This is a genomic window from Nostoc sp. TCL240-02 (assembly GCF_013343235.1).
In the GTDB taxonomy this organism is placed as follows: Bacteria; Cyanobacteriota; Cyanobacteriia; order Cyanobacteriales; family Nostocaceae; genus Nostoc.
Genome location: NZ_CP040094.1, coordinates 7,749,569 through 7,775,977, shown reverse-complemented (window position 1 = coordinate 7,775,977; position 26,409 = coordinate 7,749,569). Strand labels below are relative to the sequence as shown.

At 41.1% G+C, this 26,409-nt stretch carries 21 protein-coding genes; 7 read left to right on the top strand and 14 right to left on the bottom strand.

Features of this window, described 5'->3' with window-relative positions:
• Window positions 1–26 precede the first annotated feature (26 nt).
• Complete coding sequence (locus FBB35_RS33335; protein ID WP_174713397.1) at window positions 27–656, top strand: hypothetical protein; 630 nt, start codon at window positions 27–29, stop codon at window positions 654–656.
• A gap of 135 nt (window positions 657–791) precedes the next feature.
• Here FBB35_RS33335 and FBB35_RS33330 read toward each other — a convergent pair whose 3' ends face one another.
• From FBB35_RS33330 to FBB35_RS33280, 11 genes are all read right to left on the bottom strand, one after another.
• A complete protein-coding gene (locus tag FBB35_RS33330; RefSeq protein WP_174713396.1) occupies window positions 792–1,352 on the bottom strand; it encodes an HdeD family acid-resistance protein in 561 nt (186 codons plus the stop codon).
• A gap of 1,011 nt (window positions 1,353–2,363) precedes the next feature.
• The gene (locus tag FBB35_RS33325; RefSeq protein ID WP_174713395.1) at window positions 2,364–3,977 is read right to left on the bottom strand and encodes an iron uptake porin; all 1,614 of its coding nucleotides are present in this window, start codon (window positions 3,975–3,977) and stop codon (window positions 2,364–2,366) included.
• A 129-nt stretch (window positions 3,978–4,106) separates the two neighbouring features.
• The gene (locus FBB35_RS33320) at window positions 4,107–5,153 is read right to left on the bottom strand and encodes a Gfo/Idh/MocA family oxidoreductase (protein WP_174713394.1); all 1,047 of its coding nucleotides are present in this window, start codon (window positions 5,151–5,153) and stop codon (window positions 4,107–4,109) included.
• Between the two features lie 204 nt (window positions 5,154–5,357).
• A complete protein-coding gene (locus FBB35_RS33315; RefSeq protein WP_254625768.1) occupies window positions 5,358–6,902 on the bottom strand; it encodes a sugar porter family MFS transporter in 1,545 nt (514 codons plus the stop codon).
• On the bottom strand, window positions 6,871–7,869 hold the full coding sequence (locus tag FBB35_RS33310) for a ribose ABC transporter permease (protein WP_174713393.1): 999 nt from the start codon (window positions 7,867–7,869) through the stop codon (window positions 6,871–6,873). The genes FBB35_RS33315 and FBB35_RS33310 overlap by 32 nt, the downstream gene beginning before the upstream one ends.
• The gene (locus tag FBB35_RS33305; RefSeq protein ID WP_174713392.1) at window positions 7,866–9,422 is read right to left on the bottom strand and encodes a sugar ABC transporter ATP-binding protein; all 1,557 of its coding nucleotides are present in this window, start codon (window positions 9,420–9,422) and stop codon (window positions 7,866–7,868) included. Before FBB35_RS33305 ends, FBB35_RS33310 begins: the two co-directional genes overlap by 4 nt.
• 263 nt (window positions 9,423–9,685) lie before the next feature.
• Window positions 9,686–10,735, bottom strand: a complete 1,050-nt coding sequence (locus tag FBB35_RS33300; protein WP_174713391.1) for an ABC transporter substrate-binding protein — start codon at window positions 10,733–10,735, stop codon at window positions 9,686–9,688.
• 38 nt (window positions 10,736–10,773) lie between these two features.
• Window positions 10,774–11,769, bottom strand: coding sequence for an ABC transporter substrate-binding protein (locus tag FBB35_RS33295; protein ID WP_174713390.1), 996 nt, complete (start codon window positions 11,767–11,769; stop codon window positions 10,774–10,776).
• 576 nt (window positions 11,770–12,345) lie between these two features.
• Window positions 12,346–13,242, bottom strand: coding sequence for an inositol oxygenase family protein (locus FBB35_RS33290; RefSeq protein WP_174713389.1), 897 nt, complete (start codon window positions 13,240–13,242; stop codon window positions 12,346–12,348).
• Window positions 13,243–13,854: 612 nt separating this feature from the next.
• Entirely contained in the window at window positions 13,855–14,178 is a 324-nt protein-coding gene (locus FBB35_RS33285; RefSeq protein WP_174713388.1) for a DUF1815 family protein, read from the bottom strand.
• A gap of 136 nt (window positions 14,179–14,314) precedes the next feature.
• Complete coding sequence (locus tag FBB35_RS33280; protein ID WP_174713387.1) at window positions 14,315–14,800, bottom strand: gluconokinase; 486 nt, start codon at window positions 14,798–14,800, stop codon at window positions 14,315–14,317.
• 160 nt (window positions 14,801–14,960) lie between these two features.
• Here FBB35_RS33280 and FBB35_RS33275 point away from each other — a divergent pair, with 160 nt between their 5' ends.
• From FBB35_RS33275 to FBB35_RS33260, 4 genes are all read left to right on the top strand, one after another.
• On the top strand, window positions 14,961–15,989 hold the full coding sequence (locus FBB35_RS33275; protein ID WP_174713386.1) for a LacI family DNA-binding transcriptional regulator: 1,029 nt from the start codon (window positions 14,961–14,963) through the stop codon (window positions 15,987–15,989).
• Window positions 15,990–16,165: 176 nt separating this feature from the next.
• Entirely contained in the window at window positions 16,166–17,587 is a 1,422-nt protein-coding gene (uxaC, locus tag FBB35_RS33270; RefSeq protein ID WP_174713385.1) for a glucuronate isomerase, read from the top strand.
• A gap of 187 nt (window positions 17,588–17,774) precedes the next feature.
• Window positions 17,775–18,611, top strand: a complete 837-nt coding sequence (locus FBB35_RS33265) for an SDR family oxidoreductase (protein ID WP_174713384.1) — start codon at window positions 17,775–17,777, stop codon at window positions 18,609–18,611.
• A 3-nt stretch (window positions 18,612–18,614) separates the two neighbouring features.
• Window positions 18,615–19,883, top strand: a complete 1,269-nt coding sequence (locus FBB35_RS33260) for a lactate racemase domain-containing protein (protein WP_174713383.1) — start codon at window positions 18,615–18,617, stop codon at window positions 19,881–19,883.
• 265 nt (window positions 19,884–20,148) lie between these two features.
• On the opposite strand, the gene ruvC is transcribed toward FBB35_RS33260, so the two are convergent.
• On the bottom strand, window positions 20,149–20,640 hold the full coding sequence (ruvC, locus tag FBB35_RS33255) for a crossover junction endodeoxyribonuclease RuvC (protein WP_174713382.1): 492 nt from the start codon (window positions 20,638–20,640) through the stop codon (window positions 20,149–20,151).
• A 174-nt stretch (window positions 20,641–20,814) separates the two neighbouring features.
• On the opposite strand from ruvC, the gene yvcK reads away from it, so the two are divergent.
• The gene (gene yvcK / locus FBB35_RS33250) at window positions 20,815–22,203 is read left to right on the top strand and encodes a gluconeogenesis factor YvcK family protein (RefSeq protein WP_174713381.1); all 1,389 of its coding nucleotides are present in this window, start codon (window positions 20,815–20,817) and stop codon (window positions 22,201–22,203) included.
• Between the two features lie 7 nt (window positions 22,204–22,210).
• A complete protein-coding gene (gene tsaE, locus FBB35_RS33245) occupies window positions 22,211–22,666 on the top strand; it encodes a tRNA (adenosine(37)-N6)-threonylcarbamoyltransferase complex ATPase subunit type 1 TsaE (protein ID WP_174713859.1) in 456 nt (151 codons plus the stop codon).
• A 647-nt stretch (window positions 22,667–23,313) separates the two neighbouring features.
• Here tsaE and FBB35_RS33240 read toward each other — a convergent pair.
• The gene (locus tag FBB35_RS33240; protein WP_174713380.1) at window positions 23,314–24,489 is read right to left on the bottom strand and encodes a patatin-like phospholipase family protein; all 1,176 of its coding nucleotides are present in this window, start codon (window positions 24,487–24,489) and stop codon (window positions 23,314–23,316) included.
• Between the two features lie 506 nt (window positions 24,490–24,995).
• Window positions 24,996–26,315: a dihydroorotase gene (locus tag FBB35_RS33235; RefSeq protein WP_174713379.1), complete on the bottom strand. Its 1,320-nt coding sequence runs from the start codon at window positions 26,313–26,315 to the stop codon at window positions 24,996–24,998.
• Window positions 26,316–26,409 lie beyond the last annotated feature (94 nt).

The following is a 26,409-nucleotide window of genomic DNA, read 5'->3' as shown; positions in this document are numbered from 1 at the left end:
AACAATCTATCTTCAGGAAAACGATAATGAATATTCGTAGAATACTAGTTGTAACAGCGCTTCCCGTTCTGGTTGGCACATTTGGTTTTATTTCACTAAATCAGGCAAATGCCGCTAATCAATTCCCTCAGCTTGCACAGGCGCAACAACCACCTAACCAACCACCAGACGGAGAACGGCGACCTCCTCGACCTGATTTTGCGGCGGCTGCGGCAAAACTAGGAGTTAGTGAGCAACAGTTAAAGGATGCGTTGGGTGTCCCTGCTAATCCTCCAAGTGGCGATCGCAATCAACAACGCCCACCTCGTCCTGATTTGAAAGCAGCTGCGACCAAGTTAGGAGTTAGCGAACAACAGTTAAAGGATGCCTTGGGTGTTCCGCCTCATCCTCCTGGTGGCGATCGCAATCAGCGCCCACCCCGCCCTGATTTTAAGGCAGCTGCGACCAAGTTAGGAGTTAGCGAACAACAGTTAAAAGATGCCTTGGGTGTTCCTGCTAATCCTCCAAGTGGCGATCGCAATCAGCGCCCACCCCGCCCTGATTTTAAGGCGGCTGCAACCAAGTTAGGAGTTAGCGAACAACAGTTAAAAGATGCCTTGGGTGTTCCGCCTCATCCTCCAGGTGGCGATCGGCCAGCACCTCCTGCAAATCAGTAGTTTACTCACTGAAAGCTTGCTGTAGTTATTTACCAGTCTGCTCCATAACTGTGAGCTTAAGCTTTAGCGATAGGGTATAGGTTACAGGGTATCAAATTATTCCTAATCACCTGTTACCTCTCCCCTATACCCAATTCAAATTCCTGCTCTATGGTTAGGAATGCGACGGCTAGGCACTGAGAGCGCGATCATCCAAACACCCGTCAACAAAAAATTAATCCCTGCAAATAATCCCAGTACCCAAGCTGCACTGAAAGGCCATTTATACAAAATTAAAATTCCCAGAATAATGGCCATTATGCCACTAAAAAGTGTCCAACCCCAATTTGGCTCTGGACGTATTTGAAATGCTGTAATTACCTCAAATACACCCTCAGCCAAAAAGACAATTCCCAAGGCGAATGTGATGGAAAGTGCAGCACCAAAGATGTTGCCAATCAACATAATTCCAGCAAGTGCATATAGAATACCAACCACTAGCTTTAGCCAGAAGCCTTTTTGTCGTCGTGATTGCAATGCGTGGACAACTCGGACAATACCAGCGATCAATAAAAACCAAGAGATGACGATTGTGATGGCAATAGTGGCAACGAATGGTTCTGCGATCGCTGCCATGCCTAGCACAATCATTAGAATGCCTAGAACGATGAACCATCCTAAGTTTTGTCTCTCGTGACCGATGTTTTCAGAATTCATAATTAGGTTTACCAAATGAATTATAATTGGGTTTTATTCAAGCATTTATATTCATCTTGATTACTTCATTTCTTAACTACTTAAGTTGTGTAGACTCTGCTTGAGAATATATTTACTAAAGCTATTTTTTGTCTTGCATCTCTGCGGGATGGACGAGATGCCCATCTTTGTCTTTTTGGGCGGTCGTTATGCTCATTCCCCAAGAATAATTCTCGTTACTTTGCCCCTAAGTTTGTTTTAAGATATAAATACTCAATCTTAAACAGTCATAAAGATATTTAAAGCAATCTGTAGCACTTTTAATCTGCACAACTTTGGCGGTCAAGACTTTCCTGCGGAACGCTACGCGAACGGCATGAGCGCTCAGTCGAACGCTGCCTACCCCACAAGTAAGCTGTTAAGCATTTAATTTGCACATTGAAACCGCAGGGGAGCAGGGAGCAAGGAGCAAGGGAGAAGGCTTCCAGCTTTTATTGACAATAAAAATGGTGCAACTTGTAGGCGCGACAGCTTAATTTATTTTTTACGAATGCAAATTAAAAGATTTTTAGCCTATTAGTATGAGCATGGACAAACGGAATCGTAATCCGCATAAGTAAAGAATTTACAATATCTGAAGTTTTGACTTCCTCACTCCTTAGAGATAAAGCAAGTCCTAATAAATACTGATATTTAGCTTTGATTAATCTTTATACAGAGTGATGAAATAAAGTGATGAAGATGCTAATAGAGTACCAATACTTCTTGGTTAAGCATTTTTAATTCGGAATCGGATTTTGGGTAAAGGGTACTGGGTTTGGGTTAAAGGTTTTTTCTTTCCCCTTCTCCCTTCCCCTTTTCCCCTTAACCGAGAAGTATTGACTAGAGTACGGCGGAATTTAGCTAATATCTCAGTGAACAAGACTTGACTAAAATCCCCTTGTTAAAGAGACTTATTGTATCAGTTTAAATATTCGAGTATTTTCGATTGATTGTGAGTTGACTAACAGACTCTGTTAGTCAACTAAACCATTAAAAATCGAAGGTTGTACGAAGCACGCCCACATACTGCGTATCATTTCTACTATCGTTTTCCGGGTTGAGAATCACCCAAAAACCAGGAGTTACTGAGATATTCTCGTTGAGACGGTAGCGATAAAATGCTTCAATATGGTAGGCGGTGTCTCGGTCTTGACGGATATCACTGTTAGAGACACGAGGTGGTATCCCAAAGAGAATTCCTGGCAAATTGCCTTTACCGCCTACATCAGGAAACGACATACCAATCGCTCCAAACCAAGCATTGGCATTATCACCATTGTTTACGAAGAGAGAATCTGTTCCACCCCTACCATTAGAAATATCGCTGAAACCAGAGTTTTTTGCATTTGCCCAAACATATCCACCCCAAGAGTGAATCTGGAAATTTTGAGAAAAGCGATAGTATCCCTGTACACCGACAATGCTATTGGAAGTAGCAATGTTGTTTCCAAAGGGAGCATTGGACAGGGCGCTACCTCTCCCGGCGTTGATATCTACAGTGCCAGCAGGGTTATAACCATGAGAGTAAGCGACACTAATAGCTCCTTGTTTGCCGTAATATGCTAAGTGCGCCAGAGCATTGTAACCGCCATCAAATAAGCCATTTTGCGCTGATGAAACGTTTGGATTATTTGCTAAATAGCCCAAGGTGAGAATCAAGTTTTTGCTGATACTCAAGTTAGCGGCTGCGCCACCACCACCCCGCTCGAAGAGAGGGCTGTTTTTGCCAAATAGTGAGGGAATTCCATTACCATCATCGGCGATAGTGGCAGGAGTGATGTTGTTTGTGATGTCGTTGTAACCAATACCTGTGGGACCAACAACGAAAGAAAGGGAATCACCAACAGGGAAGTAGTAACGGATGTGGGGAATTATTAGTGTATTGTTATTGTCATTGTCGAAATTCAGGCGTGTCATTCCAGTGCCTGTGGCTGCGGCAATTTGACTTGCGCCACTAGAATTTGTAAAGTTGCCAAACTCCAGCCGGACTCGCAACAAATCTCTACCGGTGAAGCTACTCTCTAAGTTGAGACGACCCCGGTTTGCCAAGAAAAGACGGGATTCATCGCTTTGTCCACCGACTCTATTACCAAAGGTATCACTAATGGCGGTAATAATTTGAGCATTCAATTTGGTAGTGGTGGAAAATTGCTGCTGCTCCAGCGTTGCTGTATGTGCTTCCAGCGTATCCACCCGACCACGCAGAGTTGCCAATTCTGCCGCAAACTCTGTCTGCAAATTTTGCAGCACTGTCAAATCTTCTTTTTTGACTAAATCATTAGTACCCACAGCAATTAATTCATTCACCCGGTCTAAACAAGCATTTAAACCAGCAGCAAATTCATAACGACTCAAGGCACGATTACCGCCATAGGTGGCATCAGGATAACCTGCAATACAGCCATAGCGTTCGACTAGTGATTGCAGTACCTGGAATGCCCAATCGCTCGGCTTGATATCGGAAAGTTGAGAAACAGAATTTACTTGTCCCTGTAAATTTCTGTCAGCATTTGCTGTACTCGAATCTTCTTCTGGAGGTGCTGCCCAAACTGCTGGAACTGCGAAAAGTAGGATAAAAAAGCTATGAAGAAGAATTTTAATCATGGACTTATTCATGTGAAAATGGTTGAATTCTGACTTTTTAACTAAAGAAATTACAGTCGAACAAAAGCTTCTGGCTTAGAAGCTAGCCAGCATTAAAGTTAGATATTTTGAGTTGAAATTTTAGATTACTTAAAGCAACGCTATAACTTTTTGCTCATTACTGCTTTTAATAGCTGCTTCTATAATCCGCATGACATTAATTCCGTCTTCGGCAGTAACAGCAATTGGCTGATTATCAACAATAGATTTATATACCGCGTCGTAATAGCCTAAATAACTGCCCTGTGAGCTTTTTACTTTTTCCCGAATTATTTTTGTGTCTTTTTCTGTATGCAGCAAGCCATATTCACTTTCTGGCTCTGTATACCAATCAAGTGTATTAGGCTTAATACCTGCTACTAAATACTCTTCTTGGGCATCGGCTCTGCTTTTGAGAAAAGAACCCTTTGTGCCATGTATGATGTAGGCAGGTGTAGGCTCACGCACTAGGAAACCTGCTTTTAACTTAACGCGTAGCTTGTCGTAGTATAGTATCAACTCAAAATAATCATCTACCTGCGATCGCACTCTTGTGATTCGGATATCTGCAAAAATAGCATCAGGCATCCCAAATAAATGAAAAGCTTGGTCTATTAAGTGCGGTCCTAAATTGTTTAATATTCCTGCACCTGGACTTGGAACTTCTACATGTTGTTTGTGGCTGAGTGCTGGTTTATATTTTTGAAATTGAAATTCTGCTTCAATAATATCACCCAGCAAGCCTTCTTGGATCACTTTTTTTACTGTTTTAAAATCACTATCCCACCTGCGATTTTGATATATAGATAATTTCTTTCCCTGTTTTAATGCCAATTCATTCAGTTGTTCTGCTTCTTTCACTGTAGTAGTAAATGCTTTTTCTACCACTACATGTTTGTCTGCTAGCAAAGCCTGTTTAGTATAATCATAATGTGTATAAGTTGGTGTGTTTACTACTACCAACATTACTCGATCGTCGGCTAATAATGCTTCTAAAGAAGGATAGCTTTTTGCTCCTAGATAATCTTCCTGTATCAGCTTTTTACTTCTTTCCCAAGAGCCTGCTAATTGAAAACCGGGATGCAAATCAATGAACGGTGCATGAAAAACCCTACCGGACAAACCATAAGAACAAAGAGCCGTATTGAGAGTTTCCATCTTTTTACTGGTTGACTGAAGCGAAAGCTTGTATTTAGTTGTTGTCAGATGCTTTACATAAAGCTTGCATAATCAGGGCGGGCAAGATACCCACCCCACAAGATTTATAGCAATCGGATTTGGTTTGAAAAGTTGGAGATGTATCTTTTTGTGAATGATTTCAGAATTACGAATTACACCACAAAAGCATTAGGTGGATGCGAATTACATGTCTTCTAACTCAATTCCTTTGGTTTCTTTAATAAAAAAGAGAATGAAAAAGAATGAGGTAGCCGCCGCAATTGTATAAAGTCCATAGGCAGAACCTAGACCGAAATATTGCAGTATGGGAGGAAATGTTGTGGAAATAACGAAATTCGCAACCCATTGGATTGCTGCTGCAATTGAAAGTGCAGCCGCTCGAATCTTGTTATTAAACATTTCTCCCAACAATACCCAAACTACTGGCCCCCAGGAGAAACCGAAGCAAAATACATAGAGGTTGGCTGCAATCAGAGCCACAGTCCCAGCGCTTCCGGCGAGGGCGGGGTTTCCAGCAGCATCTAGGGGAGCGTTGCCAAAAATATAAGCCATTGTCCCCAAGGTCAAGGTCATGCCAATTGAACCTATTATGAGCAAAGGCTTGCGACCAAATTTATCTACGAAGGCGATCGCAATCAATGTTGTAATAATGTTGACTGCTCCTGTAATCACCGTGATGCTTAGGGAATCTTTTTCAGAAAACCCGACTGCCCGCCATAAAACACTGCTGTAGTAGAAAATTACATTAATCCCAACAAATTGCTGTAATACAGATAAGCCTATTCCTACCCAAACAATTGGGAGAAGTCCGCCACTTCTACTCAACAGGTCAGAAAATTTAGGCTGGCGTTCGCGAAGTACTGTCTGCCGAATTTCTTCAATTTTTGCCAGCACATCACCCCCCAAAATCTTGCTTAGAACGTTAGCAGCTTCTGGCTCCCGTCCTTTGGCAACTAAGTAACGGGGGGATTCAGGAATTGTTAAAGCCACCATCCCATAGAATATAGCAGGCGGAACTGCTGTCCAAAACATCCAGCGCCAGGCTGCAACCCCAAACAAAAACGGCGAGTCTGCTGAACCTGCTGAAACAGCGATAAAGTAGTCGCTTAATAAGGCGATGAAAATTCCCACTACGATCGCTAATTGTTGCAGAGATCCTAATCTTCCTCGCAAATGGGTAGGAGAACATTCCGCAATGTAAGCTGGTGCGATAACGCTAGCAACACCGATTCCAATCCCACCCAATACTCGCCAAAAAATAAAATCCCAGATAGTGAAGGCAAACCCAGAGCCAATGGCACTGATAGTAAACAACGCCGAAGCAACCACCATTGCCTTGACTCGACCATAACGGTCTGCAATCTGTCCGGCAAAGAAGGCTCCTACGGCAGATCCCAGCAACGCTAGGGACACTGCCAGCCCTGTCACCCAACTACTGGTGTTAAAAGCTTTTGCTAAAGATAAAACTGCGCCGTTGATTACTGCGGTGTCAAAACCGAAGAGAAAGCCGCCGAGAGCAGCAGCACCAGCAATCAAAATGACATAAAATGTGTTGGATTTACGACGAGTAGTAGTAGTCATAATATATTGGGAATGGGGAATTGGGAATGGGGAATTGGGAATGGGGAATTGGGAATGGGGAATTGGGCATTGGGCATTGGGCATTAATTTAGTTATTCTTTCTCCCCAGTCCCCTTTACCTTCTTGAACGTCTGCGGAGTCGGTCAATCATGACTGCCAAAATAATTACTAGTCCTTTGACGACTAGTTGCCAGAAGTAAGACAGGTTCAACAGAGTTAAACCATTGTTGAGAATAGCAATAATTAATGCACCTAAAAGAGTGCCACCAATGGTACCAATACCACCTGTAAAGCTGGTTCCACCAAGAATAACAGCTGCGATCGCATCTAATTCATAACCTTGACCTAAGATGCCACTGGCACTATATAGACGGCTGGCACTCATGATTCCTCCTAAGCCTGCCAGTAACCCGCTAATACCATAGACAAATAGCAATACTCGATTAACTTTAATCCCTGTTAATCTGGCTGCCCGTTCGTTACCACCTACCGCATATATCTGCACTCCTAAAACTGTTTGCCGCAATACAAACCAGCTAGCGATTACGGTGAGTAGCGCAATGATTACTAGCCACGGCAGAGGGCCGACATAACTATTACCCACCCAAGCAAAGTTGATGTCCCGGTTAATCAGCGTTGTCCCTTTGGCAATCAAAAAGGCCACACCCCGCAAAGCTGTAAGTGAACCCAGCGTGACAATAAAAGGTGGCACATCCAAAAAGGTGATGAGAGCGCCGTTAACTAAGCCTAAAAGCAATCCTGCTAGCAATGCAGCAGGTACAGCCGCCCAACTTAAAGCTGGGAGTAGCGATACCAGCAATCCAACTACGGCAGAAACGGCCAATATTGACCCAACTGATAGGTCAATACCTCCGGTGAGAATTACAAAGGTCATTCCTGTCGCCAGCACAATATTGATTGATGCCTGACGCAAGATATTAACGATGTTACCGCCTGTGAGAAAGTTGGGAGAAAGGAATGCAAATAAGATGCAGATAATTACTAAAATCGGCAGAATACCCGCAACTTCCAACAGAGTGCTGATTGATTTCCGGTTGCGGGATGCGGGATTGTTGGCTAATTTATTGGCCGGCGGTCTGACTGTCTGACTCATAATGCTGATACCTCCGATGCTCCAGTTGCATAATGCATAATCTTTTCTTGGGTGATTTCTTTGCCAAGACTGCCGTCCAGTTCGCCTACTAGTTGTCCCTCTCGCATCACCAAGACGCGATCGCTCATGCCGACAATCTCTGATAGTTCGCTGGAAACCATTAAAATAGCTACACCTTGTGCTGCCAATTCACTCATAATTCGGTAAATTTCGCTTTTAGCACCGATATCTACGCCGCGTGTCGGCTCATCTAACATCAGTACTCTCGGTTTAATGGCTAACCAACGCGCTAGCAGTAGCTTCTGTTGATTCCCACCGGAAAGATCCAACGCTCTAATTTCCAAATTAGCTAGGCGGATATTAAAGTTTTCTACTGCGTCTGTTGACAGCCGATTAACTGAAGGCCAGTTAACAATTCCAGCTTTAGCATCCTGCTTGAGTGTATTGATAGCAATATTCTTGCGGGCGCTCATCTCTAGAAATAAACCTTGGTCTTTGCGGTCTTCTGGGACGTAGCCAATTCCCGCAGCGATCGCATCACTGGGCGAATTAATTTCTAGTTTTTTGCCATTCAGGAATACTTCACCACTGGCTTTGCGGTCAGCACCAAAAATCAGTCGGGATAGTTCTGTGCGTCCTGCACCAACTAACCCCGCTAAACCGAGAATTTCCCCTGCATGAAGTTCAAAGCTAGCCGGCTCAATCTTCTGACGAGCATCACTCATATTTCTGACTGACAGCACCACAGGACCAGGATTCATTTGCCGTTGATGTTCGTAAAAGTCTTGCATGGAGCGACCAACCATCATCTGCACCAATCGCTGTGGAGAAATTTCGCTGCGTGTCAGACTACCAATATATTGACCATCGCGCAGTACGCTAATCCGGTCAGCTAAGGCATAGATTTCTTCCATCCGATGGCTGATGTAAATAATCGCAATACCATCATTCCGAAGTTTGCGAATTACTTCAAATAAATGGTCGCTCTCGCGGTCAGATAATGCTGCTGTTGGCTCATCCATCACCAAAACGCGGCTTTTATCTTTCAGTGCCCTGGCAATTTCCACTTGCTGCTGTTCTGCGATCGATAAAGTACCAACTATAGTCTGCGCTGTAAAATTGGCTCCCAGGCTTTCTAGTACTTGCTCTGCTTCTAGTTGCATGGCTTTGCGGTCTAAAAACTGACCCCGCCGCAACTCGCTACCCATAAACATATTTTCGGTAACGGTTAAATTAGGTGCAACGTTCAATTCTTGATAAATAAGATTAATTCCCGCCTTACGTGCTGTCGCCGGATCGGTAATTTTCAGAGGTTGACCATTGATGCGAATTTCTCCTTCATCGGCAATGTAAGCCCCAGCCAGGATTTTCATCAATGTGCTTTTGCCTGCTCCATTTTCACCCATGAGGGCGTGAACTTCTCCCAGATAAATCGTGAGATTAACATTTTGGAGCGCAGATACACCATGAAATCGTTTGGTAATCCCTTGCATTTCTAATACAGGGGTGGTGGTTGGTGCATCAGGAAATGAGGTTTCAATACTTGCTGTCATGAACATCTCCTGTTAAAAAAATTTAAAAGCCGCAATTGAAAGTTATAAATTCATCGCTGATGTGAAATTAAAATTATCACAAAATCATGTTTTAAAAAGCGATTGCTATCTTGGAAAGTTCTGAATATTGCCTCCCGATATTCAGAACTTTCTACTAATGCACATGTATACATCATGGGTATGTGCAAAAACTCTGTCAATGTATCAAAAGACTCAATTCAGATTAGACTTAATTTTTAATAATTGTAAATTTACAATTATTATTATTTCCAGCCTTTTTCTGTGCTGACATTATCTTTTGTGATCAGTTTAACTGGAATCAAAATTGTGGGATTGCTAGGTTTCTTGCCATTTAAAATGTCGTTTCCAACCTGAACTGCTTTTTCAGCCATCCCTCGCGGATTTTGAGTGGCGGTTGCAGCATATATACTATCTTTAGCTGCGATCGCAGTGATTGCTTCTGGCGCACCATCAACCCCGACAATAAAGAAATCTTTACGTTGTGCTTGGTTTGCTGCTAGTTCTGCACCAACTCCACTCGGATCGTTGATGGCAAAAACTGCATCAATTTTCGGGAAGGTGGTAAGCAAATCAGTCATAACTCTCAGTCCTCCATCCCGACTCCCTTCTGCATTCTGGTTTTTAGAAAGGATTTTAATATCGGGATATTTGGAAAGTACACTCTCGCAGCCACTAACTCGCTGAATTACTGAGTCCACTGGCGGTCCATTAACTATTACTACATTGCCTTTACCTTTGAGGCGATCGGCAATATATTTGCAACTAACTTCTCCAGCTTGAACATTATTAGTAGTGATGGTGGCATCCACGCCTCCTTCAGCACCTGTATCTACAGCAATGACAACTCTACCTGCTTGTTTTGCCTTTTCAATTGCTGGTTTAATGCCACTTTTATCAGCAGCATTGACGATAATTATGTCAGTATTAGAAGCAGTAAAATTTTCAATTTGATTAGATTGTTGATTCAGGTCATAAGCACTGGAAACTACAGTAACATTGACATCTTTACCGCCAATTTTCTTTGCTTCTGCCTCAGTTGCTTGTCCCATGAGGACAAAGAAAGGGTTACTTAAATCGCCAACTGTGAAGGCTACCGATCGCAATTTTGAATTCCCGGTGGCAGTTTTTGTCTCTGCACTAGTATTTGTAACGGGTTTTGTATCGGGGTTAGTGGCACTATTGCTATCAGGAGAACCATTTGTACAACCGACAAGACTACCACTGATGATACCTAGTATGCTAGCTGCGATTACGCGAAGCTTAACACTAGAAGTGAACGCAATCTTTTTCATAGTTATCTATTTCCTAAAGCTAATTAAATTTTTCTTACTTACCAGCCTTTGTAGCTGCTGAGGTTATCTCTAGTAACCAACTTGACTGGAATCAGAATGTCAGATGACTCAGGTTTTTTACCCTGGATGATATCGTTGCCAATCTGAACTGCTTTTTCGGCCATACCTGCGGGATTTTGCGCCGCAGTTGCAGCAAATACACCATCTTTGTCTTCCATTGCTTTGGTTGCATCTGGCGAACCGTCAACCCCAACAATAAAAAATTCTTTACGTCTTGCTTGTCTAGCTGCTAAGTCTGCACCCACACCGCTTTGATCGTTCGTGGCAAAAACGGCATCTATTTTAGGAAAGGTTGTAAGTAAATCACTCATCACTCTCAATCCTCCATCTCTTGTCCCTTCGGCGTTTTGGTCTTTAGAGATGAGTTTGATATTAGGATATTTAGATAATGATTTCTCGCAGCCACTAACTCGCTGATTGATTGAATCCATCGGCGTACCGTTGAGAATGACTACACTACCTTGACCTTTGAGGCGATCGGCAATATATTGACAAGCAACTTCACCAGCTTGGGTATTGTTAGAGCTAATCATTGCATCTACATCTGCATCAACGGCTGAATCTACTGCAATGACAACCTTACCTGCAAGCCTTGCTTGGTCAATTACTGGTTTAACTCCTTTTTTATCAACAGCACTGAGGATAATTAAATCAGTATTCGCAGCAGTAAAATTTTCAATTTGATTGCTTTGTTGGTTCAAATCAAAGCCACTGGAAACCGCATTAACTCTAATATTACCGCCAATTCTCTTAGCTTCTGTCTCCGCACCCTTTTGTACTGCATTATAGAAAGGGTTTCCCAAGTCACCCAAGGCGACACCGATTGTTTGTAATTTTCTACTTGGACTATTAACTGTAGTCTCTAAACTAGTGTTGGTAGCAGTATTAGTAGTAGAGCTATTATTTTGAGCGCTATTTGTACAACCAACAACAGTGAAACTTAATATGCCCATTATGAGCCAAATTGTCTTCATCTTTGTCTATTTTTAACAACGTATTTAAATTTGATAAAGCTCAATAGAATATTAAATATGTCTAAAAAGATCGGACACGATCTAATATTCCTATAAATTTTGGCATTTTCAACTCTTATTTAACATCTTGTAACTGATGTGATTTAATTGCTATTAATTCACTAAATAGATGTTTTATTTTCAAAGCAAAGCTATGACGGCTATGCTACGTCATAGAGTTTGTTTTTTAGGGAAAATGCTTTTTTAATATGCCTGATATAAAACTATCTTTTCAGCAAAGTTTCTGGAAAAGGATATTATTCAACTTGATAACTTATGCTTGTCTTTGCCTTATTTTATCCTTCCTTAGTACCAAAATGTGTTTTCTTTATTGAATTTTACAGAATTGAGAAAGATTTTTTAATCTATCTTTAGTTAAAACTCGTGGAATTCTAAAACTAGTGGAATTCTAGTATTTGGAAATGTTAAGTTTTTTAAAGTTTAAATGTACTTAATAAAACTTAATGTTGTTAGATCCAAATATCATAATTTAGCTTTGAGATTGCCAGTAATAGTTAGTTAGCGAGTGTTAGCAGTTTAAAACTTTAACGTCGCAGGTAAATATTTAGCCACTAAATCTTCGTAGTATGGTTTTAACTTTTGCCAATCAGGAGGAGTAGGGTTTTTTGAATACAAATCATAAGGATTAAATAATTTAACCCATTTAAACATTTCGCGATCGCGATTATCCATCAAATGGTTATATGCGTTTTCGCGGTGTTGAGGATAAAATGAGTGATAGCGAAGCATGTACAATGCAGGTTCAGGTAAATAGTTTTTCATCATCTGATAGAAATACTCATCATGACCCCATGACATATGTACATTAATCAATCCACAATTCGGTTCGTAAATACCATATTTAGTGTTGTAATTGGGATTATTGTAATCAGGGTTTTCTTTGAAAAATTCTGAAAAAACAATTTTATCTGAGAATGCACAACCAACAGGATAAGTATCACCTACAGTAGCCCATTGAGGCTCACCAAATAGACAAAGTACCTTCCCCATATCGTGAAAGAAGCCGGTAAGTACCATCCAATCAGGATGACCATCAGCGCGTATGGCTTCTGATGTTTGTAATAGATGCTGTAACTGATCCATATCTGTATCGGGATCTGAATCATCTACTAATTGATTTAAAAATTCAACTGCATCCCAAACAGACATTTCTTTTTTATCAAACTTGAGAAAATTCTTTTCTTTCTCAAGAACAAAATTATATGTTTGATTAATATGATTTAACCGATAAAATTCTTTTACCGTGTCTCTGGTAGAGGTTTCATAATTCCTATACTCTTGAGTGGTTTTACCTTCTTTAACTATGCTATCTGGATCGGGATAACGATTAAGTAAGTCTTTTTCCCACTCTTCTAGCGAATGTAATGGATTGTATTGATCTTGTTCGATGGAATTCTTGAGAATTTGAGACATATTCTTGTTACTCGTCGATATTGATTTTTTAAATCGGGTTTTCGCAATATTATGCACAGGTGTGCAAAAGCTGTTTTTGACTTATTTTTATTTTTGCACACGTGTGCAAAACCATGTGTTAAGTTTCTTTTCTATTTGTGCAGTTGTATACAAAACTCTTTGTTAAGTGTTTTTTACAATCTACTCGGAGCAGAATTAGTTAAAAAATTGATCAAGTACGCGAAATATATAACGCAGATTTAAGACTAAGTACTTATACTTATAGGACTCATACTTGATTTTTGCACGCTGCGCGAACAGAAATCAAGTATGAGTCCTATAGACCAATCAATACAGTTCAGTTAAGGTTAAAACTTTTTGCCAAAGTCAATTTTTTTAACGTAGACGCTTCTCTACGAGACGCTACGCGAACGGCTTGCCCCAGGCTAACGCCTTCGCGCAGCGTCTCGTTAGAGAAGGACGCAAAGGACGCTAAGGGAAGAAAGAAATACTTAACTGAACCGTATTGTCCTATAAACGATTCATCTGTAAAATAGATTTTTGAATAAATAACGTTATTTACACATTAGTAAAATATATGTTAATTTTCTGTCGGCTTTACTTTGAAAAATATTACGTTGTCAATTCTATGGGAGATGAATGCTTGACGATATTAGCTAACTCTTGAAGTTGTTTTACTGCTTCTGCACCCTCTAACTTCATTAATTCGCGATCGTCCCACAATTCCATCCAAGTAATACCATAATCAGACACGACAAAACGAATCAGATGCTTTTCTCGCAGGCTAACCATAAATGAAGCACTTTTCATTTGGTTGCCGCACGTGTAACATGACGCAGAATAACCACGCCGCTCAAGTATAATTGTTAAGGCTTGCAGGTTTATTACCAAGTCTTGGACGAATTCTTGATGTTGTTGCGCTAATCTTAGAAACACTAATTTTCTCCTATCACTATAGTTATGTGGTTCCTTTTAAAGATTCTTGAGACTTACACCCAACGTATTTAGTTGCCAAAAGTTGGGGTTTTAGTAAAGACGTAATTAATCTTAATCTTGCGATGCAACCAATAAGCTAAATCTTCAAAGCCGTTTTAATGTTCTGGACAATTATCTGGGGTGGTTGTGCAACCTCCATAGATATGGCATCTAATGGTTCTTCGAGAGTATCAAACTGGCTATTGAGGAGTTTTTCGCTCATGTAATGATTGCTACGCTCTTTCAACCGCGCTTGAATCAATTCATAATGCCCTTTCAGGTACACTAGTTTAGTAAGCTCCCTATCCGATACCAAAAATTGCCGATAGCTGTCTTTTAAAGCCGAACACGCCAGCACGATATTTTTATTTTCTTGCAGCCAATGTTTTATGGCTGTTTGCAAATCTTGCAACCAAGGCATCCTGTCAGCTTCAGTCAACGGGATACCGCGTCGCATTTTTTCAACATTCTCTGGCGAGTGGAAACTATCAGCATCACTAAACTCCCAGCCTAAAGAGTCTGCTAGCAGTTTTCCTATGGTGGTTTTGCCAGAACCGGATACACCCATGACGATAATAATCATATTAGTTGAGGTAGGGGACAGGGCGCAGGAGGTAAGACTACTAAGTTTTTTGTATGCAAATGTAAGTTGTATTCAATTCTTCTTGACAAATAACGATTATTTTCTATAATACATAATAAATGCACACGTGTGCATAAAATTTAAACTTATAAAATAAAAAATGAATAAACGAAGAATTTCAATTGAAGATATTGCTCGGAGAGCAGGTGTTTCTCATTCTACAGTTTCCCGTGCTTTGCGAGATAATGCTCTCATTAGCCCGAAAGTGCGAGAGGAAATTAAGCAACTGGCGCAGGAGATGAACTATGTGCCAAATGCTATTGCTCAAAGCTTGCAAAATAAACGTACTAATACCATTGGTGTAGTAGTCACTTCCATTGCAGATCCCTTTTTTGCCGAGGTAGTACACGGTATTGAACAGATAGCCAGACCAGCCGGCTTGAGTGTTTTGTTAAGTGCTTCACACCGAGATTTTGAGCAAGAAATGGCAGCTATTGATACTTTTCATCGCCGGAGAGTAGACGGAATATTAGTAGCCGACTCACGAATTAGCAAACAGCATACAAAGCAACTAACCCAAATTGCTATACCAACAGTTCTGATTAATAGCCAGACTGAAGATCAATCCGAAATATTTCACTCAGTGGCAATAGACGATCGCTTAGGTGCTAGATTAGCCACAGAGCATTTAATAAGTTTGGGACACACCACCATTGGTTATCTGGGTGTAGGCGATCGCAGCAGGTCAAACCGCGATCGCCTAGAAGGATATAAAATGGCTCTTGCTGAAGCTGGTTTACCACAAAATCCTGATTGGGTTTCAATTAGTGATGAATATAATACCAGAATCAGCGATGTCGCCACCGGACAAAATATGCTATCTAAACTATTGGCTGCTGAAGTAACAGGCATCTTTTGTTACAACGATATGGTGGCGGTTGGCGCTTTGTTAGCTTGTCAAGAACTAGGTATTTTAGTACCACGAAATTTAAGCCTGGTTGGATTTGATGGTATTGCTTTAGGTAATTACGTTACGCCAGCACTTACAACAGTTAGCCAGCCGATGTTAGAAATTGGTGGCTATGCCATGCAAATGTTACTCGATTTATTAGAAGAAAAAACTGTGGAGAACTGCGTTTTATCTCCTTTTTTAGTAGAGCGTGGTAGTAGTGCAACATTAATAAAGTAATTTGAAATCGTGTCTAGGTTGAAAACTGTAGTTTTTGTGTAATTAGACTAAACCTACAAGAGAAAATATACTCTCCTTAAAAACTTCAGCTTTTAAAATGGACAACTCTTACTCTGTGCGTAAGACAAATTCTTATTTACACTCAACAACACTAAAAATTCTAATCAAACAAAAATATGTTAACCAAAAAACCGAGTTTATCTCCCGATCGCTGTTTTTCTCCAGAACCAGTTCAAAGACGATTAGCCCATCAATTTTTTGACAGCATATCTGCGCTACCCCTGGTCTGCCCACACGGCCACGTAGATCCAGCCTTGTTAGCTAATCCAGCAGTTCGTTTTGGTTCCCCAACTGAATTATTTATTATCCCTGACCACTACATTTTGCGGATGCTTTATAGTCGGGGTGTGTCTCTACAAGCTTTAGGCATACCTACTTGTGATGGTTCACCAGCAGAAACTGACCATCGGAAAATCTGGCAATTGTTCGCCGAACATTTTTATCTATTCCAGGGTACTCCATCAGGGTTGTGGCTCAAAGACGAATTAACTAATGTTTTTGGGGTAGATGAAGCTTTAAATTCTCGTAATGCTGGACGTATCTATGATTATCTAGAAGGTTTATTAGCCTTACCTGAGTTTTCCCCTCGTGCTTTATTCAAACGCTTTAATATCGAAGTGCTTTGTACTACAGATGCAGCCAGTGATAACCTTGAGAATCAGCGATCGCTCCACGAAGAAGGTTTCACTCAAATTAGACCAACTTTTCGACCAGATGCAGTAGTTAACCTAGATGCTCCTGGTTGGCGAGAAAATCTGACCAAATTGGAAAGCAGTGTGGGTAGAGAAATTAGCACTTACGCTACTCTTATGCAAGCTTTAGAAGAACGTCGGGCTTTCTTTAAAAAAATGGGTGCAACAGCTACCGACCAAGGTGCGGCTACACCTTATACCACACGCCTTACTGAGCAGGAAGCAGAAGCTATCTTTGCAAGAGCATTAAACGGCAAATTGAATCCAGGAGATGTGGAGCAGTTTACCGGTCATATATTCATGGAAATGGCTCGGATGAGTGTAGAAGATGGCTTGGTAATGCAAATGCATTGTGGTGTTATGCGTAACCATAACCCGGCTGTGTTTGAGAGATTTGGATCTGATAAAGGTGGTGATATTCCGCTCAAAATAGAATGGACTCAAAATCTGCACCCGTTATTGTCAGCTTACGGAAACGAGCAACGCTTGAGCTTAATCATTTTTGGCATGGATGAAAGCACCTACAGCCGAGAGATGGCTCCTTTAGCTGGTCATTATCCTACTATATTGCTCGGGCCACCTTGGTGGTTTCACGACAGCGTAAATGGCATGGAACGCTACTTCAATCAGGTAATGGAAACTGCCGGAATTTACAATACTGCTGGCTTTAATGATGATACCCGCGCTTTCGTTTCTATTCCGGCTCGTCATAATGTTTGGCGGCGGGTAGCTTGTAACTGGTTAGCCGGATTGGTAACACGGGGATTAGTTGATGAAGAGGAAGGGTATGATATGGCTCGCGCTTTAGCTTACGACCTCGCAAAGAGTGCTTACAAACTGGACTAATACCAATTCTCCAAAATCAAGCTATTAAGATTGTTTTTCTCAGCCCTCTCTGTGCCTCTGCGGTTTAAAAGAAATTTATTTGACCACAGAGGCGCTGAGAACACAGAGTAAAGAGCTTAACCAAAATTTTACCCACCTTGAAAGGGCTAGTCCTAATATTGATTCTTTAATTACGAATTGAAACAAGATGTCAGATTTTATTTTAAATAAACTTTTTAGCCTAAAAGAGCAAGTAGCAGTAATCACAGGTGGTTCAGGCGTACTTGGTGGAGCTATGGCGCGAGGTTTAGCCCTTGCTGGAGCGCGAGTAGTAGTTCTGGGCCGCAATGAAGCACGGGCACAAGCAGTAGTGGCTGAGATTACCGCCAACGGTGGAGAAAGTATTGCTGTACTGGCAGATGTTAGCGATCGCTCCCAACTAGAAATAGCCAGAGATAAAATCATACAGGGCTGGGGTCAAATAGACATTCTGGTAAACTCGGCTGGTGGTAATATTCCGGCTGCCACAATTACCCCTGATGCAACTATTTTTGATATGCCACATACAGCTTTTGAGGAAGTAATTAGCCTCAACTTAGTCGGTACTCTACTGCCCAGCCAAGTTTTTGGTCAAGCAATGGTCGAAAAAAAACAGCCCCAAGGTTGTATTGTCAATATTTCTTCTATGTCTGCTATCCGAGTCATTAGCCGCGTGGTTGGCTACTCAGCTGCTAAAGCCGGGATAGATAACTTTACTCGTTGGTTAGCCGTCGAACTCGCCCAAAAGTATGGGGATAAAATGCGAGTAAATGCGATCGCGCCAGGTTTCTTTATTGGAGAACAAAATCGAGATTTACTCCTAAATGCAGATGGCAGTTTGACCGAGCGCGGGCAGAAAATCATCGAGCATACTCCCGCCGGACGTTTCGGAAAACCAGACGAATTACTCAGCACTTTGATTTGGTTATGTAGTCCTGGTTCTAGTTTCATCAATGGGGTAGTAGTGCCAGTAGACGGTGGATTTAGTATCTACAGTGGAGTTTAATTTATGTATTCACTGGCTGTAACTAACGGAACACTTTCCGACGAGCAAATTTCTGGGCTAGTTCATCAAGCTTTAGCAGATCATCAGTTAGGTGGACAGCGTATCCTAGTATTAATTCCAGATAGTACCCGCACTGCTCCCATCCCGCAAATGTTTCGATTGCTGCATCAGGAGTTGGGTAAAAGGGTAGCGGCTCTAGATTTTTTGATCGCTCTGGGTACACATAATCCTATGAGTGAAGAACAGATTAATCACCTAGTGGGGGTGACACCAAAAGAGCGAGAGACTACCTTTAAAAAAATTCGCATATTTAACCACCTGTGGAATGAGCCAGATACTTTTATTTCTTGTGGAGTAATTTCGACAGATGAGATAGCAGAAATTAGCAGGGGAATGCTACATCAGTCCGTTGAAGTCAGGGTTAACAAGCTTGTAACACAGTACGATTTAATAATGATTTGCGGTCCTGTCTTTCCCCACGAAGTTGTCGGTTTTTCTGGTGGAAATAAATACTTTTTTCCCGGTATTGGTGGTCAGGAAGTAATTGATATATCCCACTGGTTGGGTGCTTTAATCACCAGTTACGAAATCATTGGGACATCGGGAATAACACCAGTTCGGCGCTTAATTAATCGAGCCGCTAACCTGATTTCTACGCCGAAACTTTGCTTGGCGATGGTAGTTGCACCTAAAACAAATCAACTAGCTGGACTTTACATAGATAAACCAGAGTCAGCCTGGGAAGCCGCCGCAAAATTATCCGACAAACTGCATATTACTTATGTAGATAAGCCTTTTAAACAAGTGCTGTCAGTAATGCCCGAAATGTATGATGACATTTGGACAGCTGCTAAAGGTATGTACAAGCTAGAGCCAATAGTGGCTGACGGAGGTGAAGTAATTATATATGCCCCTCACATTACTGAGTTTAGCTACACACACGGTGAAACTCTGTCTCAAATTGGCTATCATGTGCGTGACTACTTCCTCAAACAGTGGGATAAATTTAAAGCCTATCCCGGTGGAGTGCTGGCTCATAGTACTCACTTAAAAGGTATGGGTACATTTGATCCTATAGAAGGCGAACAAGCTCGGATTCGCGTCACTTTAGCCACTGGAATTTCTGCTGAACGATGTGCTGCTCATAACTTAAACTATCGCGATCCAGCTACCATTCGACCCACAAAGTGGGCTAACCGTGAGGATGAAGGGATCTTGCTTGTGCCGAAAGCTGGCGAAATATTATACCGTCTAAATATCAAGTCAAGATAATTAGAACTACTTAATTCAATTTCAATAAACTAGTTCTTTTAAAACTGGTGCGATCACCATACTCAGGAACAGGACGTTCCAAAAATCATATCCTTTTACAGTGATCGCCTTAGCAGCCAACTCTATTTATTTGCAAGCATGAACGAGCAACAATAGTCCTAATGTCAGATGCTTCCATACAGTTACCTATTCTCAAATACAAAAAATATTAAGTATTTTTACTCTGTGACAGTTAGTAAAGAACTTTATTGTTTGCGTACAAAACCTACAGTTGATAAGAAGCCGTCAAAGCCACTGCCAAAGCATCAGCAGCATCATCTGGCTTGGGAATTTCATCTAAATCTAACTCCCGTGCTACCGCCTCTTGCACATCTAACTTATCTGCATTGCCATATCCTGTTAAAGCTTGCTTAATTTGAGCCGGAGTAAACTCTACATAAGGAAGACGACGCTGGCCCAACACCAAAATTAATACACCCCGCGCCTGTGCAACCAAAATTGTACTTGACATCCGATAGAAGAATAGTTTCTCGATCGCAACCAAATCTGGTTGAAATTCCTCCATCACAGTGTGTAAATCATCAAACAAGGTACATAGCCTCAGTCCCATTTCTACATCTGCTGACGTTTTAATTACCCCGAAATCCAGCATATTTACTGCAGTTTCTGGCATCTTTTTGGCAATTTGTGTGCAGGTAATTACCCCAAACCCTAAAGTTGCCAGTCCTGGATCTAATCCTAAAATTCGTTTTTCCATTCAATTCACTTTTACTAAACCGGGGTATTGTTTAACTAGGATTACTGGCAATCTTGACCACTTGCTCTTAGTCTAATGGAATTGACAAATATAATAGTTTCACGCCTAGTGTTAAAAACCAAGTGGTGTACATTTTCTGTTAATTATTGTTTGTAGCACTGCTGTAAATCAGGTATGTCAATTGGTTTTCTCAGACAAGCCCTCAACGCCCTGCAAAAGCAGTCGCGTTCTCGAACTTCCTATCGGGTTAACCAGTGGTTCAAATGGTTATCCCCTGGACTATCGGTAAAACGTTGGTTGTTGATAAGTATTGGGGGTGTACTGCTGGCGAGTTTGGGGTTAGCTATTTGGATCAAGCTGACCCCAATTTTTTGGATGATCGAGTTGTTTAGGGGTTTCCTTGGAGTAATCACCAACATATTACCCAACTATATCAGTGGGCCTTTGGTGCTGCTTGGGGGATTGCTGTTAGTGCTTTGGGGACAAACTCGCACTGTTGGCTCAATTACTAAGGTACTAAGGGCAGAAGGCGGAGAAGAACTCATTGATGTCTTGCTTGCGCATCATCGACTGTACCGAGGCCCGAAAATAGTAGTAATTGGTGGTGGTACGGGGCTTTCTACGTTGTTGAGGGGACTAAAAACCTACAGCGCTAATATTACTGCTATTGTCACTGTTGCCGATGATGGTGGATCTTCTGGGCGGTTGCGTCAAGAATTTGGAGTGTTACCACCAGGGGATATTCGCAATTGTTTGGCTGCACTAGCAGATGAAGAAAAGTTATTAACAGAATTGTTTCAATACCGTTTTCGGGCTGGAGATGGGTTAACAGGTCACAGTTTTGGCAATTTGTTTTTAACGGCAATGAGTGATATTACTGGAGATTTAGAACAAGCAGTTGCAGCCAGTTCTAAGGTGCTAGCGGTACGGGGACAAGTACTACCAGCAACTCTGAGTGATGTTCGCCTCTGGGCTGAATTAACCGATGGTCGCCGCATTGAGGGCGAGTCTAGTATTCCTAAAGCTGGTGGGAAAATTGTCAAAATTGGCTGTATTCCTGATAATCCTCCGGCAGTGCCAGCAGCGATTAAGGCAATTAAAGAAGCTGATTACATCATTATTGGGCCAGGTAGTCTTTATACAAGTCTCATTCCTAATTTATTAGTACCAGAAATTGCCGATGCGATCGCTCAAACAGATGCCCCCCGTATTTATATCTGCAATATAATGACTCAGCCAGGAGAAACTGAAGGCTACACTGTTGCAGACCACATTAGATCAATTGATGCTGCTTGTGGGGAAAGACAGCTATTTGATGCTGTGCTAATTCACAAAAAATCCCCATCAGAGCAATCACTTATCCGGTACGCCGAACAAAATTCCCATCCAGTTTTCCTAGATAGAGAAGCCGTAACTCAGCTAGGACGAAGGATTGTTGCAGCTAATGTTTTATATGAAGATGAAACGGGTTTTGTCCGTCACAATCCGCAGAAACTAGCACAAGTGTTGTTGCGGTGGTACGGTAGAGGTCATCATGGAAAAAGGAGAAATATCACGTCTTGACTCGGTTATGAAAATTTTTCTTGCAGATACAGAGGCGACGTTACGCTTAGGTATTACTCTCGGTCAATCCCTGACTGCTGGCAGTGTAATTTTACTAGAAGGTGATTTAGGCGCTGGTAAAACTACCTTAGTTCAAGGTATTGGTAAGGGTTTGGGAATTGCTGAATCTATTGTCAGTCCCACTTTCACCCTAATTAATGAGTACACAGAAGGACGGCTCCCCCTTTACCACCTAGATTTATATCGCTTAGAACCACAAGAAGTTGCAGCCCTAAATTTAGAAAGTTATTGGGAAGGTATTGAGGTCATATCAGGAATTGTGGCAGTTGAATGGGCAGAACGATTGCCCTACAAACCAGATAGTTATCTAAGTGTGAGTTTGACTTATGGGGATGGGGGTACTCGTCAAATCGAACTTATACCATTCAATTGCGCCCTTAGCGAAGCCATTGCTGCTATATAAGCTCATATCCCGACCGAAGTACAAGAGATTTCACTTTTTTAGATCGCAACACTAAAAAATTTTTGCTAATAGTTGAGGGAGAACTTCACACTCCTTCTATCTGCCACTACCACGCTCACCACTGTAAATCACTAACATTGTTATCTCAATCCAAAATAAGTGAAAAAATTTTGTAACAGCAGCTTTATTACTGCAATAATCAGTTAAAAAACTGATTTAGATAGTGTATGAATTAAGAAAAGGTAAACTGCTGTTGGGTTAAATGAGAGTTTTTGCAGCACTTAGTCAGCTTGATTTAACCTGATTAGTTCTCTACTCTCATTAAGAGAACAAATCTGGATTATTTAGCAGTCAAAGCTAGTAAAAAAAGTTAAAAAACATCAAGCTATCTAGAAGTTATCTAACTTTTCCTTATACTCAATATACCCGAATTAAAGTCACAATATATACACAATAATACTGATTTCTCTAATAGTTAAAAAATTAATTTAAGTAATTGTAAATACCAATAAATTCTTCGGTTGACATCTGTAATTATCACTGATAGCAGCTTTAAATAAAACATCTCGTATTTCTACGATATTTATGTAGAAATACGAGATGTTTTATCCTATGTTAGTTGACATTAATATATCTACGTGGATGTACTAGTTTTCTCTAATGAAAGAAGCGATCGCCTTTTTTATCGGTAAGCCAGAGTCATCTCTGGTATAGTACGTAAGACCTTGATCGATGAATGCTGAGGTAGTATCTATTAACTGCTGAATAATCTCTGGACTAGTATTATCTATTTCTTGAGTAACTTTTTTGCCTGTAAATCGGTTTTTTCGATCTTCTGGAGGTAATACAATCCGAGGATCTTTATAAGTTTCTTTTGGCTTGGGTTTAAATGTCTCATTTAATTCAAACTGAAGACGCAAGTAACGTTTAGACTCGTATCCACCCATTATTTGTCGGCAAATTGTGCTATCAATCTCAGATGTAGGTTCCATAAAAATATTAGTCAAATTTTGTACCCAGTCTAAGCCTTTCCATTTACTTATTTGCTTATATTGATATGGTTCACCAGTTTGACCTGTGCCAATAGAAAGGATAGAAATATCTTCCAATTGCAGATTATTTAGTTTATATTTTTGCTTAATCTCTGGAGATACTGAAGACTGGCTGATCCTCATAACTAAACTCAAAGCTGCGAGACAGGGATTGTTAGCAGAAACTCCTCCATCAATGTGTGGAAATTCCCAATCGCCAAATTTTTCTTTATCTACAGGTTCTAATTTATATGGCGGAAAAAAAGTAGGTGCAGAGGCAGAAGCAGTACATATCTCCCATAAATAACAGTCATCGTACCATCTGTCTCCTAAATCAGGATGACAGTTTGTAAAAAAGGTTGTATTGCGATATAGCGTATCGTAAGCCAAAATCAAGATAATAGGTTTTTCAACATCTTTTATTCTTGTATATTTATAAGCATCTTTGAGGACACTAATAATTCCATCATGAGAATATTTAGATGCTGAAAATACATCAAGAATTGATTTGATGACGGACGGCAAATTTTTATAGAGTTCTTTTCTATTCGCCGGAAAGATATCTTTACCTTTATCTATATACATTTTAATAAGTTCATCACTTGTCTTTCCTACAGCAATCCCCCCTGTCAATATTGAACCAGTAGAAGTGCCAGCAATGAGGTCAAAGTATTCGTGTAAGAAGTTCCCTTTACCCTGATTTCTAATTTCTTGTTCTATTTGTTTAAGCATTCGGGCTGCAACAACTCCCCGAATACCGCCACCATCTAAAGCTAAAATTTTGAATGACATAGCAATTCTCCTTAATTATTTCTCTGATTATCTTTTCGGGCATAGTTTATGAGAAATACATGACCTGGATAAAGACCATATATGTTTCATTTTGTTTACTCCTATCCAACTGTAAGATTTAACGAACCGCCTTCACAAAGAGACACTACGTATATCTTGCTTTCCCATAAAGGTACGCGCAACGTCTCGTTAAAGAAGGCACACCAAGTAGGGAAAATGAAGATTAAATAGGTAATCTTATAGCCGTAAGGAGCAAGTTATTGAAGATTTGACTTCAAACACTTATAAATAAATTCAGAGTTTCATGTTGCAATTTCTGATACAGCAACAAGTCAATACCCTTTGGTTAAAAGGGTAAAGAAGGAAAAACAAAGATTTTCATCTTTTAGCTTTAACCAAACCGCATTGGTCTAGTCTTGACTGTGGATAGATGAAAATCTTGCTTACTCAAGTATGGCTTTGATGGATAATTATCTGTCTACTACGTAAGCTTAAATAAATATTTGCTATAAGAAAGTTAAAGCTTGACCCCGTACTTGCGTATTTACTTGGCCTTTATCATAAACTATCTCACCGCCGACAATGGTAGTTGTAGCCCAGCCGGTGAGGTTCCAGCCTTCAAATGGACTCCAATGGCATTTGGTTAAAAGTTCCTCACGCCGCACTGGACGGTATGTATTTAAATCTACAAGCACTAAATCGGCATCATAACCAGGTGCGATCGCTCCTTTATTGGGAATACCATAAGCCACAGCTACATTCTTAGACATCCAGTTGACAACTTGGGAAACAGTACACTTTCCCTCCATTGCCGCAGTTAACATCAAAGCTAGGGAAGTTTCCACCCCAGGCATTCCTGAAGGAGTATTGGGGTATTCTTGAGCTTTTTCTTCTAAGGTGTGGGGTGCGTGATCTGTAGCGATGAAATCAATCACGCCATCGCGCAAAGCTTGCCAAAGGACTTCGTTATCGTGGGGCGATCGCAAAGGTGGATTCATCTGTGCTAAAGTACCAATCTTTTCATAAGCACTGGTGTTCAATACCAAATGCTGTGGCGTTACCTCTGCTGTCACCCAACTAGGTTTCTCTTGACGCAGCAAATCTGCTTCTTCGGCTGTTGACATGTGGAGAATATGCAGACGACGGTGATATTTTTGAGAAAGTTTTAAGGCCAGTTGGGTTGCCAATAAAGCCGCTTGATTATCTTGAATTTGTGAGTGAACAGCTGGATCGTGAATGTTGGCAAATTCTTGGCGACGTTGGTTGATTCTAGCTTGGTCTTCGGCATGAACAGCAATCAAGCGATCGCCTTTAGCAAATATCGTCTCCAGTGCTGTTTCACCATCAACTAGCAACTGACCGTGCATCGACCCCATAAAAATCTTAATTCCCGGTGTTGGCTTGGCCAAAAGTAAGTCTGGGAGATTCTCTGCTGTTGCCCCAATAAAAAAGCCATAATTAACCAAGGACTTTTGTGAGGCGCGTTGTAGTTTGTCGTCTAAAGCCTGCTGTGTCGTTGTCAAGGGGCGCGTATTAGGCATTTCTAAAAAAGAAGTGACTCCACCTTTAGCGCAAGCACAACTGGCGGTGAATAAATCTTCCTTGTGTTCTAGTCCAGGTTCCCGGAAATGCACCTGCGGATCGATAACTCCCGGCAACAAAGTTAACCCTTCTGCGTCAATTTCAGTGACTACTGCTGTTTGGGAAATTTCTGGCGCAACTTCAACTATTTGGCGATCGCGCGTTAACACATCCCCAATCATCAGTTCACCATTGGGTAAGACTATGCGAGCGCGACGGATCAGTAAAATTTGTGGAGATGACATAAGGCTAACTTTTTTAGGCAGGGAGCTATATATTACAGATAACTATGCTTTTAGGTTAAACTTAGTCGCGCTCTGAGTGTTAATTTTTTTGCTG

What these genes read in the sequence shown, in the direction of transcription:
- tsaE (WP_174713859.1), top strand. Translation starts at nt 22,211, where the DNA reads ATGAAAATTTTTCTTGCAGATACAGAGGCGACGTTACGCTTAGGTATT.
- FBB35_RS33265 (WP_174713384.1), top strand. Translation starts at nt 17,775, where the DNA reads ATGTCAGATTTTATTTTAAATAAACTTTTTAGCCTAAAAGAGCAAGTA.
- FBB35_RS33310 (WP_174713393.1), bottom strand. Translation starts at nt 7,869, where the DNA reads ATGAGTCAGACAGTCAGACCGCCGGCCAATAAATTAGCCAACAATCCC.
- FBB35_RS33290 (WP_174713389.1), bottom strand. Translation starts at nt 13,242, where the DNA reads ATGTCTCAAATTCTCAAGAATTCCATCGAACAAGATCAATACAATCCA.
- FBB35_RS33335 (WP_174713397.1), top strand. Translation starts at nt 27, where the DNA reads ATGAATATTCGTAGAATACTAGTTGTAACAGCGCTTCCCGTTCTGGTT.
- FBB35_RS33300 (WP_174713391.1), bottom strand. Translation starts at nt 10,735, where the DNA reads ATGAAAAAGATTGCGTTCACTTCTAGTGTTAAGCTTCGCGTAATCGCA.
- FBB35_RS33260 (WP_174713383.1), top strand. Translation starts at nt 18,615, where the DNA reads ATGTATTCACTGGCTGTAACTAACGGAACACTTTCCGACGAGCAAATT.
- FBB35_RS33320 (WP_174713394.1), bottom strand. Translation starts at nt 5,153, where the DNA reads ATGGAAACTCTCAATACGGCTCTTTGTTCTTATGGTTTGTCCGGTAGG.
- FBB35_RS33240 (WP_174713380.1), bottom strand. Translation starts at nt 24,489, where the DNA reads ATGTCATTCAAAATTTTAGCTTTAGATGGTGGCGGTATTCGGGGAGTT.
- FBB35_RS33330 (WP_174713396.1), bottom strand. Translation starts at nt 1,352, where the DNA reads ATGAATTCTGAAAACATCGGTCACGAGAGACAAAACTTAGGATGGTTC.
- FBB35_RS33275 (WP_174713386.1), top strand. Translation starts at nt 14,961, where the DNA reads ATGAATAAACGAAGAATTTCAATTGAAGATATTGCTCGGAGAGCAGGT.
- uxaC (WP_174713385.1), top strand. Translation starts at nt 16,166, where the DNA reads ATGTTAACCAAAAAACCGAGTTTATCTCCCGATCGCTGTTTTTCTCCA.
- ruvC (WP_174713382.1), bottom strand. Translation starts at nt 20,640, where the DNA reads ATGGAAAAACGAATTTTAGGATTAGATCCAGGACTGGCAACTTTAGGG.
- FBB35_RS33235 (WP_174713379.1), bottom strand. Translation starts at nt 26,315, where the DNA reads ATGTCATCTCCACAAATTTTACTGATCCGTCGCGCTCGCATAGTCTTA.
- FBB35_RS33325 (WP_174713395.1), bottom strand. Translation starts at nt 3,977, where the DNA reads ATGATTAAAATTCTTCTTCATAGCTTTTTTATCCTACTTTTCGCAGTT.
- yvcK (WP_174713381.1), top strand. Translation starts at nt 20,815, where the DNA reads ATGTCAATTGGTTTTCTCAGACAAGCCCTCAACGCCCTGCAAAAGCAG.
- FBB35_RS33305 (WP_174713392.1), bottom strand. Translation starts at nt 9,422, where the DNA reads ATGACAGCAAGTATTGAAACCTCATTTCCTGATGCACCAACCACCACC.
- FBB35_RS33295 (WP_174713390.1), bottom strand. Translation starts at nt 11,769, where the DNA reads ATGAAGACAATTTGGCTCATAATGGGCATATTAAGTTTCACTGTTGTT.
- FBB35_RS33280 (WP_174713387.1), bottom strand. Translation starts at nt 14,800, where the DNA reads ATGATTATTATCGTCATGGGTGTATCCGGTTCTGGCAAAACCACCATA.